Origin of the sequence: Brachybacterium subflavum, from assembly GCF_009299795.1 — a bacterium.
Classification (GTDB): Bacteria; Actinomycetota; Actinomycetes; order Actinomycetales; family Dermabacteraceae; genus Brachybacterium; species Brachybacterium subflavum.
Genome location: NZ_VIGP01000004.1, coordinates 247,978 through 262,293, shown reverse-complemented (window position 1 = coordinate 262,293; position 14,316 = coordinate 247,978). Strand labels below are relative to the sequence as shown.

Here is a 14,316-nt window from a genome sequence, read left to right as displayed (position 1 = left end):
AGGATGGGCAGGACGAGGGTCCACCGTACTGCCGCCGCGGGGTCGCTCCCGAGGGGCGTCCGCCGTCGGATCGGCGCCCTCCGGGCGGCGCTTCGCGATGACGCGCAGCGAGGTGTCCGGAGGACCCCGATTCCGCCTGTACCCTCGGCCCCATGAAGCCCGCCGCCACCTTCACGGTCGCCTCCGATCTGCCCGCCGCGCTCGAGCCGCTGCGCACCCTCGCCAAGAACCTGCGCTGGTCCTGGCGCAGGCAGACCCTCGCCCTCTTCCAGGACCTCGACCCCGAGGCCTTCGCCGCGAGCGGGGGCAGCCCGATCGCGATGCTCCCGCTCGTGCCCGCGAGCCGGCTCGCGCAGATGGCGGGGGACGAGGGCTTCCTCGCCAGGATGCGCGCCGAGATCGGCGATCTGCGCACCTACCTCGACTCCGGCCGCTGGTTCCAGCGCACCGTCCCCACCCAGGGGGCCGACGGCGAGCGCACCCCGGCGGTCGCCTACTTCTCCATGGAGTTCGGCATCACCCCCACGCTGCCGATCTACTCGGGCGGCCTCGGCATCCTCGCCGGCGACCACCTGAAGTCGGCCTCCGATCTCGGCGTGCCCCTCGTCGCCGTCGGCCTGCTCTACCAGTGGGGCTACTTCTCCCAGAGCCTCTCCCGCGACGGCTGGCAGCAGGAGAGCTACCGCCTGAACGACCCCGCCGACCTGCCCGTCGAGCCCGTCGTCGACGCCACGGGTGAGCCGCTGACCGTCTCCGTCGACCTGCCGGGCGGCCGCGAGGTGCGCATCGCCGTGTGGAAGGTGCAGGTGGGGCGCGTCCCCCTGCTGCTCCTGGACACCGACGTCGAGGAGAACGACGAGGAGGCCCGGGCGATCACCGACCGCCTCTACGGCGGCGACCACGACCACCGGATCCTCCAGGAGATCGTGCTCGGGGTGGGCGGCGTGCGCGCCGTCGCCGCGTTCAGCGAGACCGGCGCCTTCCCGACCCCCGAGGTCTTCCATCTCAACGAGGGCCACGCGGGCTTCTCCGGGCTCGAGCGCGTGGGACGGCTGATGCAGACCGGCCGCAGCTTCGACGAGGCGCTCACCGAGGTCCGCGCAGGCACGGTCTTCACGACGCACACGCCCGTGCCCGCAGGCATCGACCGCTTCGACGTCGGCGAGCTGCGCCGCGTGCTGGACGCCGACGAGTCCGGCATCTCCCGCCTCATCGAGGGCCTGCCCGTCGAGGCGGCCCTCGCCCTCGGCCTCGAGGACGGCGGCGAGGTCTTCAACATGGCCCACATGGGTCTGCGCCTGGCCCAGCGCTCCAACGGCGTCGCCGAGCTCCACGGCGCCGTCTCGCGCAGCATGTTCCGGGGGCTGTACCCGGGCTTCGACGTCGCCGAGGTGCCGATCACCTCGGTCACCAACGGCGTGCACCGCCGCACCTGGACCTCGCGCGCGATGGACGACCTGTTCAAGAAGGTCCTCGGGGACGTCGACATCTCTGCCCTGTCGGACTGGAGCCCACTGGCGACCCTCGGCGATCACGAGCTGACGGCCGTGCGCGACCGGCTGCGCGGCGAGCTGGTGACGATGGTGCGCGAGCGCCTGCGCGCCTCGTGGCTCCAGCGCGGGGCCGACGCCGCCGAGCTCGGCTGGACCCGGGAGGTCCTCGACCCGGACGTCCTGACCATCGGGTTCGCCCGCCGCGTCTCCACCTACAAGCGCCTGACCCTGATGCTGCGGGATCCCGAGCGCCTGCGCCGGATCCTGCTGGACCCCGAGCGGCCCGTGCAGATCGTCATCGCCGGCAAGTCCCATCCGGCCGACGTCCCCGGCAAGGAGTTCCTCCAGGAGATGGTGCGCTTCGCCGACGAGGCCGGCGTGCGCCACCGCATCGTCTTCCTGCCCGACTACGACATCTCCATGGCCTCGGTGCTCGTGGCCGGGTGCGACGTGTGGCTGAACAACCCCATCCGTCCCGAGGAGGCCTCCGGCACCTCCGGCATGAAGGCGGTGCTCAACGGTGGGCTCACCTTCTCGATCTCCGACGGCTGGTGGGACGAGATGAAGGACGACGAGGCGGGATGGACGATCCCCACCGCCCACGTCGAGGACCAGGGGGAGCGGGACCGGCTCGAGGCCGACGCCCTCTACGAGATCCTCGAGCACGAGATCGCGCCCCTGTTCCACGATGTCGACGCCGAGGGCATGCGCCACGGCTGGCTCGATCGGGTGCGCACCTCGCTGGTGCGGATCGCCCCGCAGATCACCGCCGCTCGCATGGTCCGCGACTACGTCACCGAGCTGTACCTCCCCGCGGCGGGTGCCGCCGAGGCCTTCGCCGACGATCCCGCGCTCGCCGACGAGTACACGGCCTGGAAGGCCCGCGTCTCCGACGCCTTCGACCGCGTGAGCGTGCGCGACGTGCGCATCGACGGCGGCCGCAGCGCGGGCCTCGTGCCCACGGGCGCCGAGATCTCGCTGTCCGCCGCCGTCGACCTCGCCGGGCTCGGCGAGCACGACGTGGACGTCGAGGCGCTCGTCGGCCCCGTCGGCGACGACGGTGAGATCACGTCCCCGCAGCTCATCCCGCTGCGACCCGCCGGCGCCGGGGGAGAGGACCGCTGGTCCGCATCCTTCACCCTCCCGCGTCCGGGCGAGCTGGGCGTGAACGTCCGCGTCGTGCCCCGCCACCGGGTGCTCGCCTCGCCCGCCGAGCTCGGCCTCATCGTCACCGCTTGAGGGCGCGGGCCTCGCCGCGGCGGACCGAGCGCCGGTCGCGGCGGGGCGCCGGTCTCAGCGGGGCCGCTGATCGCGGCGGGGCGCCGACGGCGCGCCTCCGCCGCGCATCGCCCTCGCGGGCGCGTCATACTGGTCCGATGCGTCCCCGTTCGCCCGTGGTCGGCTACCTGCTGCTCGCCCCCAGCCTCATCGGCGTGACCGCCTTCCTGCTGCTCCCCGTCGTCATCGCCTTCGTGGTCTCCCTGTTCCGCTGGGACCTCATCGGCACCCGGGAGTTCGTGGGGCTGGCGAACTACGCGGACCTGCTGAGCGGCGGAGCGCTGCTGAACTCGCTGGTCGTCACGGTGATCTTCACCGTCATCGCGGTGCCCGTGACGCTCGCCCTGGGCCTGGTCCTGGCCACGCAGCTGGTGCGCGCGGTGCCCGGCTCCTCGATCGTGCGGGTGATCGTGGTGATCCCATGGGTGTGCGCGCCGCTCGCCCTGGGCGTGGTGTGGAAGTGGATCTTCCAGCCGTCCACGGGCGCCCTGAACGCCCTGCTCGGGGTGCGCGTGGAGTGGCTGACCTCGCCGATGCTCGCGCTGCCCGCCGTCGCCTTCGTCGCGATCTGGCAGCAGGTCGGGTACGTGTCCCTGTTCTTCCAGGCGGGCCTCGCGCGCATCCCGGACAGCATCTACGAGGCGGCGCGGATCGACGGTGCGAGCCCCTTCCAGCAGCTGCGCCACATGACGATCCCGCTGCTGCGGCCCACGACCTTCTTCCTGGGCGTCACCCAGGTGGTCGCGAGCTTCCAGGTGTTCGACATGGTCTACGCGCTCACCGGCGGCGGCCCCGAGCACCGCACCGAGGTCATCGCCTCGCTCATCTACAACCAGGCCTTCGACTCCTTCGCGGTGGGCAAGGCCAGCGCCGTCGCGGTGGTGCTGTTCCTCCTGCTGGTCGTCATCACGATCGCCCAGCAGCGGTACTTCGGCCGCCGCATCACCTACGACCTGAGCTGAAGGAGGACCACGATGCACGCACGCCGAGCCCTGTCCCTGGCCGCGACCTACGCGGTCCTGCTGATCGCCGTCCTGCTCACGCTCGCGCCCTTCGCGCTGTCGGTGATCACCGCCCTGAAGGCGCCCCGCCAGTTCGTCCAGGACGGACCGCTGGCCCTGCCCTCACCGCTCACGCTCGAGAACTTCGCGTCGCTGTTCACCACCTCCGAGGGAGGCTTCGTCACCCCGCTCGTGGTCACCGTGCAGATGGTGGTCGTGATCCTCGTGGGGCAGATGGTGTTCTCGGTGCTCGCCGGCTACGCCTTCGCGCTGCTGCGCTTCCCCGGCCGCGACCTGCTGTTCTGGGTGTACGTCGCGACGCTCATGGTCCCCCAGGTCGTGGTGGTGGTGCCGCTGTACCTGATGATGAGCGAGATGGGGATGCGCAACACCTTCTGGGCGCTCGTGCTGCCCTTCGTGCTGGGCTCCCCGTACGCGATCTTCCTGCTGCGCGAGAACTTCCGCGGTATGTCCACCGAGCTCATGGACGCGATGCGCCTGGACGGCGCGGGCACGCTGCGCCTGCTGTGGAGCCTCGTGATCCCGCTGAACCGCCCGATCATCGTCACCCTGGTGCTGATCACGGTCGTCACCCACTGGAACAGCTTCATGTGGCCGCTGATCATCACCTCCGGGCCGACCTGGCAGACGGTCACCGTGGCGACCTCCGCGCTGCAGTCGCAGTACTCGAGCAACTGGACCCTGGTGATGGCCGCGACGACCCTCGCGATGCTCCCGCTGATCGCGCTGTTCGTGGTCTTCCAGCGCCAGATCACCCGGTCGATCGGCGCGAGCACCCTGCGCTGAGCGTGTCGCCGGATGTCTCCGGACATCGGAATGGTCCCGGCGCGCCGGTCGGATCGGGGCACAATGGGCGGATCGGCGGGAGAGGACCGCGCCCGACCCGTCGGGCCCGGGCCGCGCCCGTCCGTCCGCTCCACACCGCTCGAGCCCGCCTCCGGAAGGATCCGCCATGATCAGCCGACGCCATATGATCTCCGCCCTCGCCGCGACCGGCGCCGTGGGCTCCGCCGCGGCCTGCTCGCCCTCGGGGTCCGGCTCGGGCGGCTCCGGGTCCGGCTCCGGCAAGGGCGGCAAGACCCTCACCTTCCGGCTCTGGGACGACACCGCGAAGTCCGCCTATGAGAAGTCCTTCGAGGCATTCGAGAAGGACTCCGGCTGGAAGGTGAGCATCGACGTCGTCGCCTGGGACGACTACTGGACGAAGCTGCCCCTGGACGTCGCGAGCGGCGATGCTCCGGACGTCTACCTCATGAACTCCGCCAACTACGTGCAGTTCCAGGAGGCCGGGAACCTGGTGGCGATCGACGACGTCGTCGACGGGTCCGACAGGGACCGGTGGCAGAAGGCCGTCGTCGACCTCTACACCCGCGACGGGAAGCTCTGGGGCGTCCCGCAGCTGTGGGACTCGATCGCCCTGTTCTTCAACAAGGAGCTGCTGGACGCCGAGAAGATCGACCCGGCCGACCTCTCCTTCGACCCCTCCAAGGACTCCGACCCGCTGCGCGAGGCGGGCAAGGCCCTCACGGTCGACAAGGAGGACCGCCACCCCGGCGACAAGGGCTTCGACGCGGACTCCCGCAGCCGGTTCGGCTTCAACTCCTCGTGCGACCGCCAGGCGATCATCGGCCCGTTCCTCGCCTCGAACGGGGCGGACTGGGAGGACGACAAGGACCAGTACGCCTTCGCCTCGAAGGAGGGCATCGCGACGTTCCAGTACCTCGCGGACCTCGTGAACAAGGACCAGATCGCTCCCGATGCGGCCGACACCAACGAGAACGGCGACCTCTGCCGCGACCTGTTCGCCCAGGGCAAGCTCGCCCTCTTCCAGTCCGGCCCCTACAGCCTGAGCGCGATCGACGAGGCCGTGGGCGACAGCTTCGAATGGGGCATCGCCCCGATGGTCTCCGGCCTGGAGGGCGCGAAGTCACTGGTCCACGGCGTGGTCGCCGTGGGGAACGCGAAGGCCGACGACGACCAGCAGGAGGGCATCGAGAAGCTGCTCACCTGGCTGGGGAGCGCCGATGGACAGCGGCCCTTCGGCGAGATGGGCGTGTCCTTCCCCGGCAACACCGACGTCCAGGACGCCTTCGTCGACTACTGGAAGAAGAAGGGGCAGGACGTGAGCGTCTTCATCGACGCAGCGGAGGATCCTGCACCGGCCGACACCGGCGCCAAGGCGAACGCCGGCCTCACCGCGGCGATGCCGGTCTTCCAGGAGATCTTCATCGGCCGCAAGAGCGCGGAGGACGGGCTGCCCGAGGCGCAGAAGGCCGGCAACGAGGCGATGAAGTGAGGCGCTGAGGCGCTGGGGCGCGCGTCAGCGGCGGTCGGCCCCGGTGCGGATCATGCCCTCCTGCGTGATGGTCGCGACCAGGGAGCCGTCGCGCGCGAACATCTCGCCCTGGGTGAGGCCGCGCCCGCCGGAGGCCGAGGGGGAGCGCTGCACGTACAGCAGCCATTCGCCGGCGTCCACGTGCTGGTGCCACCAGATCGCGTGGTCGATCGTGGCCATCTTCAGCCCCGGCGTCACCCAGCTCAGTCCCTGGCGGCGCAGGATCGGCTCGAAGGGCGTGTAGTCGCTCGCGAACGCGAGGATCGCGTCGTGCACCAGCGGGTCCGCCTCGATCGGGGTGAGGACCCGCATCCACAGCATCTGGGTCTCGGCGCCCGAGCCGTCGGGCCGCAGGTAGATCGGGTCGGTGACGTGGCGGATGTCGATCGGACGCTGCGTCGCCCAGTAGCGGGCCACAGGATGGTCGATGCCGTCGAGGACCTCGGCCGTGGTGGGCAGGCCCTCGGGGTCCGGCGCCTCGGGGGCTCGGTCCTGGTGCTGCAGGCCGTCCTGCACCTCCTGGAACGACGCCGTCATCGCGAGGATCGTGCGCTCGCCCTGTGTCGCCAGCACGCGGCGCACCGAGAAGGAGCCGCCGTCCCGCAGCGCGTCGACGCTGAAGCGGATCGGCCGGTGCGGATCGCCCGGGGCCAGGAAGTAGGAGTACATCGAGTGGATGTGCCGGGTCTCGGGGACGGTGCGGCCCACGGCGACGACGGCCTGGCCCATCACCTGCCCGCCGAAGACGTGCCCGCCGGGCTGGGGGCGCGTGTCGCCCTCGAAGACGGCCGTGTTCGCGCCTCCGGCCGCACCGGGCGCGCCGGCCGCACCGGGCGCGCCGGCTGCACCGGGCGCGCCAACCCCGTCGGCCTCCAGCGTGCGCAGGTCCAGCAGGTCGAGCAGCGCCGCGGAGACCGCGGCGGGATCGGGCGCGCCGGCCCCGGTCGCGGGGCCGGAGAGCGGATCGGGATGCACGTTCGACATGCGCCGATGGTACGTCGGGCCCTCACGGATCCCTACGATGGCCCTATGGCTCATCTCGACATCACAGTCCCCGTCCGCTGGACCGATCTCGACGCCTACGGCCACGTGAACAACGCTGCCGTGGTGCGCCTTCTGGAGGAGGCGCGCATCGCCGCGTTCTGGTCGCCCAGCGACGAGCAGATCGAGCGCGGGGCCGTGCGCCGTCCTTCGCAGCTGGACCTGTTCGACGCGACCTCGCCACTGCTCACCCTGATCGCCTCCCAGCGCCTGGAGTACCACCGGCCGATCGAGTACCTGCGCGAGGGCGCGCTGGTGCGGATGTGGGTGCCGCGCGTGGGTGGGGCGAGCTTCGACGTGGACTACCGGATCCTGCGGGCCGACGACCCGGACGGCGCCTACCCCTACGTCAGCGCGCGCACCACGATCGTGGTGGTCGAGCGCGAGCAGGGGCGGGCCTCGCGCCTGAGCGACGAGGTGCGCGTGCTGCTGGACCAGTACACCGACGAGCCGCTCGAGTTCCGCGGCTGATCAGGCCGGGTGCTCGTCGGTCTCGCGGGAGTCGGTGAGCGTGAGCGCACCGAGGGTCGCGATGATCCCGACGGCGACGGCGAGGATCGCGAAGGTGATCCGCTCGCCGTGGAAGAACGACGCGACCAGCCCGTCGGACCAGGTGCCGGAGGGCAGCGTCGTCGTCACGAGCGCGGCGATGAGGGTGCCCACCACCGCGGTGCCGACGCTGGTGCCGACCTCCTGCGCGGTGTCGTTCAGGGCCGCGCCGATGGAGGTGCGGTCCTCGGGCATGCCGCCGATGAGGGCGACCGCGCAGGTGGTCATGACGATCCTCAGGCCGAAGGACATGATGACCATGGAGATCGCGATCGGCAGGTAGCCGTGGTCCACGCTCCAGGCCATCCCCGCGAGGGAGACGAACATGCTCGCCGCGCCCACGAGGCAGGCGACGCGGTGGCCGGCGCGGGCGACGAGTCGCTCCACGAGCGGCGAGGCGACCAGCATCGTGAGGATCATCGGCAGGTTCGCGAGTCCGGCGATCGCGGGGGACCAGCCGTAGGCGAACTGGAAGTGCATGACCAGGGCGAACATGACGCCGGCCATGGCGATCGAGGTGCCGATCTGGGCGAGGGCGGCGCCGCGCACGGTGCCGGTCGACAGCAGGCGCAGATCCAGCATGGGGGAGGCGGCGGTGCGCTCGCGCAGGACGAACAGCACGATCGCGAGCACGCAGCCCACGAGACAGCCGAGCGTCGCCGGTGAGGTCCAGCCGTTCTCGACGCCGCTGGTGAGCATGAAGCAGCCCAGGCCGATGGCGGCGATGGAGAGGATCGAGCCGGGCAGGTCGAGCCTCTCGGTGGTGAGGTCCTCGGGGCGGTCGGGCGCGACGCCGCGGCGCACGCCGATGAAGGCGATGAGCGCGATCGGGGCGTTGATCATGAGCAGCCACTCCCAGCGCACGTGGGCGAGCGCGGTGCCGCCCAGGAGCGGGCCGAGGATGAAGCCGCTCATGCCCACGATCATCATCACGGTGATGGCGCGCATGCGCACGGTGTCGTCGTCGAACAGGCGGAAGACCAGCGAATTCGTGATCGGTGCCATGGCCGCGGCGGCGATGCCGAGGGCGGCGCGCAGCGCGATCAGCTCGCCGGTGGTCTCGACGAAGGCGACCAGCAGGCTGAGCAGGCCGAAGACGGCGAGGCCGACGAGCAGCACGCGGCGGCGGCCGAGGCGGTCGGCCGCGGATCCTGCGGTGAGCAGGAGTCCGCCGAAGGTCAGCGAGTAGGCGCCGGTAATCCACTGCATGGCGGTGGTGCCGCTGCCCAGGTCGCGGCTGATGGTGGGCAGCGCGATGCTCAGCAGCGTGTTGTCGACCATCTCGACGAAGAAGGCGAGGCACAGAGCGAGCATCGGCAGCCAGGCGGCGCGCAGGCTCGGATACAGCCGGGCCGACGAGGCGGGCTCGGGGGTGGGGGCGGTCGCGGCGGACGTGGGAGCGGCGGTCGGCGCGGATGAGGACGACGCATCGAGGGCATCGGGCGGGACGGACGGTCGGGTGGTGGTCATGGGAGCCTCCTGGGGGCCGTATCGAACGACGTTCGAGAATGGAACAACGTTCGATAAGGTAGACCTGGAACGTCACGGGCACAAGACGGAGGGAGGCGATGGGCATGGCTGGTGCGTCACAGCGCGGACGAGGTCCGGGCGGCGCGGGAGGCCCCGATGATCACCACGGCCCCGGCGATCCCCGCGGCCCACGCGGTCGCGGAGGGCTGCCTGGGCGGCGCCCCGCGAGCGGGCGGGCGCCGCAGCGCGGCCGGCAGCGGGCGACGCATTCGCTCGAGGCCGTGCTCACCGAGGCGATCGCCCTGCTCGACGCCGACGGCGAGGGAGCGCTGACCTTCCGTGCGCTCGCCGCGCGGCTCGGCGGCGGCGTCGCGAGCATCTACTGGTACGTCTCCAGCAAGGACGAGCTGCTGGACCGGGCGACCGACCAGGTCATCTCCGACCACATCGAGCGCACTGCCGACCTGCCCGGGGGAGAGGACCCGCTCGCGGACCTGCGCGGCCTCGCCGTCGATCTGTTCGACACCATCCGCGAGCACCCCTGGACGGGCCGCTACATGATGCGCGACAGCTCCACCCAGCCGCACGTGGTGCAGGCCTACGAGGCGCTCGGCGAGCAGGTGATGCGACTGGGGATGGCGCCGCGGGAGACGTTCCACGCGGTCTCCACGGTGCTCGGCTTCGTCATCGGCACCGCGATCGATCTGGGGCAGGAGCCGCCCGCCGAGCTCGCGGCGACCCTCGCGGACCGCGACAGCGGGCTCGAGCAGTACGCGCAGGTCTGGCGGGACCTGGATCCGCAGGAGTTCCCGTACATCCACGCCATCATCGAGGAGTTCGTCGGCCACGACGACGCCGACCAGTTCCGCGCCGGACTCGACCTCATCCTCGAGGGAATGCGCCAGCAGGCGGGCGGCGCGGCGGACGCGGACCGAGCCGGGGCGCCGGCGGATCCGGACTGAGCCGGGGCGCTCAGTCCATGTGGCCGGGGAGCGAGGCTCCCGGCATCGGCGCCTCGCCGCCGTCCACGGTGTTGACCATCGAGTGGGCGGCGCGCTCGAGGTAGTCCCACAGCGGCTCCTCGAGCATCGGCGCGAGCTCGAGGGAGTCGACCGCGACGCGCATGTGCCGCAGCCACGCGTCGCGCGCCGAGGGCGAGACGGCGAAGGGCGCGTGGCGTCTGCGCAGCCGGGGATGGCCGCGGCGCTCGCCGTAGGTCTTCGGGCCGCCCCAGTACTGCTCGAGGAACATCAGCAGACGCTCCTCGGCCGGCCCCAGGTCCTCCTCGGGGTACATCGCCCGCAGCTCCGCGTCCTCGGCGACGCCCTCGTAGAAGCGGTGGACGAGCCGCGCGAAGGTCTCGTGGCCGCCGACGGCCTCGTAGAACGACTGCCGTGCGGCGGGCTCCGCCGCAGGGGCGGGGGCCGGGCTGCCGCCGGTTGCGGCGGCCGGGCCGCCGCCGGTCGCGGGGGCGGTCGTCGGACCGGCCGAGGACCCGCCCCGGGACGGATCGGGGGAAGGGGCCTGCAGGGGGATCGTCATGGGATGCTCCAGGTTCTCAGGCGGCCGCGTGCGCACCGGCCATGTTCTCAGGAGGCCGCGGTGACGGCCCCGAAGCGGGGGAGCGCGAAGTCGATGTCGGCCTCGCGGAAGGCCAGGCGGATGCGTCGGCGCAGCTCCATCTCGATGGTCCACTGCTGACCGGGCTCGACGCGCACCACGACGCGGCGCTGGTACCTCGCGCCGTCGACCTCGAGCATGCCCGAGACGGTGACGGGGCCCAGCAGCAGCTCCTTCCACTGCTCGTCCTCGCCGAACTCCGCGCCGACCTCGTCGAGGATCTCCGTGACCTTCGTGTAGTCGGCGGCGTGGTCGATGTCGAGGACGACCACGGCGTTGGAGAACCCGCGCGACATGTTGCCCACGCGGATGACCTCGCCGTTGCGCACGGTCCACAGGGAGCCGTCGAGGGCGCGCACCTGCGTGGTGCGCAGGTTGATGTTCTCCACCGTGCCGCTGGCGTACTCGAGGTCCACGACATCGCCCACGGCCACGAGGTCCTCGAAGAGCATGAGCACGCCGGAGACGACGTCCTTGATGATGTTCTGCGCGCCGATGCCGGCGGCCAGCCCCAGCACGCCGAGCGAAGCGATGACGGGGGCGACGTTCAGCCCCAGCTGGTCCAGGACCATCACCAGGGCGATCGCCCAGACCACCATCGTGAACACGTTGCGCGCGACGTTCGAGAGCGTCGTCGCGCGCTGCGCACGGCGGGCCTGGGCGAGCTTCGCCGAGCGGTCGTCGCGCTTGACGACGGATCCGGCGACGGTCGAGATCTTCGTCGACGAGTCGATCATCGTGTTCACGAAGCGCTTGATCAGCCAGGTGCCGATGGTCGAGATCAGAGCGGCGACCACGATGATCACCAGGATGCGCACACCGTGGCTCAGGAGCCAGTCCACGAGGCTCCCCATGATCGTGGTCGCCTCGTCGGCCGGGGCGGACAGCTGCGGCAGGAGGTCGTCGATGGGCATGGATCCGACCCTAACGATCGGTCCTCCACGTCGTCAGTGAGCGCGCGGGACAGGTGGCTCACACCCGTCGGCGCAGCGCGCGCGTGGACTGCGCGACCAGGAGCACGACGAGATACACCCCGCCCAGGACCACGGTGACCATGCCCACGGGGACGGTCTGCGGGAGCAGCTGCTGGGAGGCGACGTCGGCCGAGGTGAGCAGGAGCGCGCCGACGAGGGCGGCCGGCAGGATCGGGATGCCCGGGCGGCGCACCAGCAGCCGTCCGACCTGCGGCGCGGACAGCGCGATGAAGGCGATCGGGCCGGCGACGGCCGTGCACACCGCCACCAGGGCGACGGCGATGAGCAGCACGATGCGGCGCGCCCGCTCCACCCGCACGCCGTGCATGGCCGCGGTGTCGTCGCCCAGCTCGAGCTGGTGGATCACCGGGACGGATGCGATCACCGCGGGAGTGAGCAGCACGAGGACCGCGAGGGCGGGCAGCAGCGCGGGCCAGGACATGAGGTCGAAGGAGCCGGCTCCCCAGATGCTCGCCGCCATCGCCACCTCCTCCTTCGCCCGCAGCAGCAGGAACGTGTTGACGCTCGAGAGGGTCGCGGCGATGGCGATGCCCACGATGATCAGGCGGAACCCCTGGATCCCGTCCCGGTAGGCGAGGACGTACACGAGGATCGCCGCGCCGATCCCGCCCAGCAGGGCTCCGCCGGTCTCGCCCAGGGAGGCCGCCGCCTGCGCGAGCGCGCTGTCGCTCGAGGCGAGCCCGCCTGCGCCCAGGAGCACGGTCGCGACCAGCACGCCCGTGTAGGAGCCGGTGGAGAAGCCGAGGACGTCGGGCGAGCCCAGGGCGTTGCGGGTGAGGGTCTGGAAGATCGCGCCCGAGGCGCCGAGCGCCGCCCCGAAGGCGAGGCCCGCGACCACCCGCGGCAGTCGCCACTCGCGCACGATCATCGCGCGCGGGCCGTCGCCGCGCAGCGCCTCGAGGAGGCCGCCGAGCGTGCCGTGCGGGGTGTCGGAGAAGATCACGGAGGAGCTTCCCAGGTACAGGGCGAGCAGGGCGATCGCCAGCGTCGCGAAGACCAGGGCGCCCAGGACGATGCGGTCCCGGCGGCGCTCGTCGCGCCGGTGCCGGGCGACCGGGTCGGCGGATCCGGAGCGGCCGGCGGGCGCGTCGGGTGAGGCGGACGCGGTGCTCACAGGCCGCTCGCTCGGGTCCGGCGCACGAGCACGATGAGCACGGGGGCGCCGACGACGGCCGCGACGATCCCGGCGGGGACCTCGCTCGGCCAGAGGATCACCCGCGCCAGCACGTCGGCCACGAGCATGACTGCTGCGGAGATCGCCATCGCGAGCGGCAGCAGCCGGCGCTGATCGGGGCCGACGATCCACCGGGCCACGTGCGGGGCCATCAGGCCGACGAAGGAGATCGGTCCGGCCATCACCGTCGCCGCTCCCGCGAGCAGGGTGATCGCGAGCACCATGAGCACACGGATCCGCAGCAGGTGGGCGCCCGCCGCGACCGCGAGGTCGTCGCCGAGGGCCAGCAGGTTCATGCCCGGCGCGAGCAGCAGGGCGAGGACCACGCCGATCGCGAGGAACGGGAGCGCAGGCACCACGAGGGACCATCCGCGCTGGGACAGATCGCCGCTCTCCCAGACCAGCAGGGCCGAGAACCGCTGCGGGTTCGTCAGCCGCATCGCCGAGGTGATGCCGGCGAGGACCGCGCCCAGGGCGACGCCCGCGAGGGTGAGCCGCTCGGGGGAGACCATGCCGCCGGCCGTGCCGATCAGCCACACGGCGACCGTCCCCACGAACGCGCCGAGCAGCGCGAACCAGACGAAGCCCGCCGGCGCCGTGATCCCCAGGACCGTGATCGCGAGCGCTACCGCGAAGGCCGCGCCGGCGTTCAGCCCGAGGATCCCCGACTCCGCCATGGGGTTGCGGGTGAGGGATTGGATGAGTGCCCCGGCGAGGCCCAGCCCCGCCCCTGCCAGCAGGGCGATCGTCGTGCGCGGCAGGCGCAGGTCGCTCACGGCCGCGTAGTCCTGGACGCTCAGGCCGAGAGACCCCGCGCGGGCGCTCGATCCGCCGTCCCCGAGGTGGGCGAGGGTATCGACCAGGATGCGCAGCACCGTGGTCGGGGGGACCGGACGCGAGCCGATCGCGAGGGAGGCGATGCACAGCGCCAGCAGGATCACGAGCACCGAGGCGATGAGCAGGGCGGGACGGGCGCCGTGGGTGGGGCGGGCGCGTCGGCCCGCGCGCGGGGAATGGCCCTCATGGGGGTCCCGGCCCGCGCCGTCGGCCGGATCCTCCGCGCCGTCGCCGGCTGAGCGCGGGGCGCGCGCGGAGGGCGCCGCGGCGGTACTGCTCATGGTGCCTCCGGATCGGCAGCGCCCACGCCGGCGGTCACCGACGCCTCGCGGGAGGAGATCGGGTCGATGCCGTCCCACGGGGATGCGGGACGCGCGGCGGATGCGCGGGGCGGACGGGATGTGACGTGCGGTAAGTGCGCTGTCAGGGGCTGGGCGCACAGCTGAGGTGAGTCTAACCTTTGTCGTGACGCACGCCCGAGCGCGCGAGCGTCCCCTGTGTC

The 14,316-nt window shown here is 72.0% G+C and carries 12 protein-coding genes; 6 read left to right on the top strand and 6 right to left on the bottom strand.

Annotation, left to right across the window (positions count from 1 at the left end; genetic code table 11):
• The first annotated feature begins 152 nt into the window (after positions 1 to 152).
• The 4 genes from glgP to FHG10_RS11445 all read left to right on the top strand — a co-directional run bounded on the left by glgP (position 153) and on the right by FHG10_RS11445 (position 6,089).
• Positions 153 to 2,732, top strand: a complete 2,580-nt coding sequence (gene glgP, locus FHG10_RS11460) for an alpha-glucan family phosphorylase (protein WP_152353466.1) — start codon at positions 153 to 155, stop codon at positions 2,730 to 2,732.
• Positions 2,733 to 2,869: 137 nt separating this feature from the next.
• A complete protein-coding gene (locus tag FHG10_RS11455; protein WP_152353465.1) occupies positions 2,870 to 3,733 on the top strand; it encodes a carbohydrate ABC transporter permease in 864 nt (287 codons plus the stop codon).
• A 12-nt stretch (positions 3,734 to 3,745) separates the two neighbouring features.
• Positions 3,746 to 4,579 (top strand): carbohydrate ABC transporter permease, encoded by an 834-nt coding sequence (locus tag FHG10_RS11450; protein WP_152353464.1) that lies wholly within the window; start codon positions 3,746 to 3,748, stop codon positions 4,577 to 4,579.
• A 166-nt stretch (positions 4,580 to 4,745) separates the two neighbouring features.
• Entirely contained in the window at positions 4,746 to 6,089 is a 1,344-nt protein-coding gene (locus tag FHG10_RS11445) for an ABC transporter substrate-binding protein (protein WP_152353463.1), read from the top strand.
• 24 nt (positions 6,090 to 6,113) lie between these two features.
• Here FHG10_RS11445 and FHG10_RS11440 read toward each other — a convergent pair whose 3' ends face one another.
• Positions 6,114 to 7,112 carry an acyl-CoA thioesterase gene (locus tag FHG10_RS11440; RefSeq protein ID WP_193636286.1) on the bottom strand — a complete coding sequence of 333 codons (999 nt, stop codon included), beginning with the start codon at positions 7,110 to 7,112 and terminating at the stop codon, positions 6,114 to 6,116.
• 45 nt (positions 7,113 to 7,157) lie between these two features.
• On the opposite strand from FHG10_RS11440, the gene FHG10_RS11435 reads away from it, so the two are divergent.
• Complete coding sequence (locus FHG10_RS11435; protein ID WP_152353462.1) at positions 7,158 to 7,640, top strand: acyl-CoA thioesterase; 483 nt, start codon at positions 7,158 to 7,160, stop codon at positions 7,638 to 7,640.
• On the opposite strand, the gene FHG10_RS11430 is transcribed toward FHG10_RS11435, so the two are convergent.
• The gene (locus FHG10_RS11430) at positions 7,641 to 9,032 is read right to left on the bottom strand and encodes an MFS transporter (protein WP_227488225.1); all 1,392 of its coding nucleotides are present in this window, start codon (positions 9,030 to 9,032) and stop codon (positions 7,641 to 7,643) included.
• 437 nt (positions 9,033 to 9,469) lie between these two features.
• On the opposite strand from FHG10_RS11430, the gene FHG10_RS11425 reads away from it, so the two are divergent.
• Positions 9,470 to 10,150, top strand: coding sequence for a TetR/AcrR family transcriptional regulator (locus FHG10_RS11425; protein WP_227488200.1), 681 nt, complete (start codon positions 9,470 to 9,472; stop codon positions 10,148 to 10,150).
• A 10-nt stretch (positions 10,151 to 10,160) separates the two neighbouring features.
• Here the strand turns inward: FHG10_RS11425 and FHG10_RS11420 are convergent, their stop codons facing one another.
• From FHG10_RS11420 to FHG10_RS11405, 4 genes are read right to left on the bottom strand one after another with little or no spacing between them, the layout of a single operon-like run.
• Positions 10,161 to 10,718 (bottom strand): globin, encoded by a 558-nt coding sequence (locus FHG10_RS11420; protein WP_406565164.1) that lies wholly within the window; start codon positions 10,716 to 10,718, stop codon positions 10,161 to 10,163.
• A 59-nt stretch (positions 10,719 to 10,777) separates the two neighbouring features.
• Positions 10,778 to 11,722, bottom strand: coding sequence for a mechanosensitive ion channel family protein (locus FHG10_RS11415; protein WP_152353458.1), 945 nt, complete (start codon positions 11,720 to 11,722; stop codon positions 10,778 to 10,780).
• 58 nt (positions 11,723 to 11,780) lie between these two features.
• A complete protein-coding gene (locus FHG10_RS11410) occupies positions 11,781 to 12,917 on the bottom strand; it encodes a FecCD family ABC transporter permease (protein ID WP_152353457.1) in 1,137 nt (378 codons plus the stop codon).
• Entirely contained in the window at positions 12,914 to 14,095 is a 1,182-nt protein-coding gene (locus FHG10_RS11405) for a FecCD family ABC transporter permease (RefSeq protein WP_152353456.1), read from the bottom strand. Before FHG10_RS11405 ends, FHG10_RS11410 begins: the two co-directional genes overlap by 4 nt.
• Positions 14,096 to 14,316: the final 221 nt, after the last annotated feature.

Excerpts from the sequence above, each read along its gene's own strand:
- FHG10_RS11415 (WP_152353458.1), bottom strand. The coding sequence starts at position 11,722 with ATGCCCATCGACGACCTCCTGCCGCAGCTGTCCGCCCCGGCCGACGAG.
- FHG10_RS11440 (WP_193636286.1), bottom strand. The coding sequence starts at position 7,112 with ATGTCGAACGTGCATCCCGATCCGCTCTCCGGCCCCGCGACCGGGGCC.
- FHG10_RS11450 (WP_152353464.1), top strand. The coding sequence starts at position 3,746 with ATGCACGCACGCCGAGCCCTGTCCCTGGCCGCGACCTACGCGGTCCTG.
- FHG10_RS11455 (WP_152353465.1), top strand. The coding sequence starts at position 2,870 with ATGCGTCCCCGTTCGCCCGTGGTCGGCTACCTGCTGCTCGCCCCCAGC.
- FHG10_RS11435 (WP_152353462.1), top strand. The coding sequence starts at position 7,158 with ATGGCTCATCTCGACATCACAGTCCCCGTCCGCTGGACCGATCTCGAC.
- FHG10_RS11405 (WP_152353456.1), bottom strand. The coding sequence starts at position 14,095 with ATGAGCAGTACCGCCGCGGCGCCCTCCGCGCGCGCCCCGCGCTCAGCC.
- glgP (WP_152353466.1), top strand. The coding sequence starts at position 153 with ATGAAGCCCGCCGCCACCTTCACGGTCGCCTCCGATCTGCCCGCCGCG.
- FHG10_RS11445 (WP_152353463.1), top strand. The coding sequence starts at position 4,746 with ATGATCAGCCGACGCCATATGATCTCCGCCCTCGCCGCGACCGGCGCC.
- FHG10_RS11430 (WP_227488225.1), bottom strand. The coding sequence starts at position 9,032 with ATGCTCGCTCTGTGCCTCGCCTTCTTCGTCGAGATGGTCGACAACACG.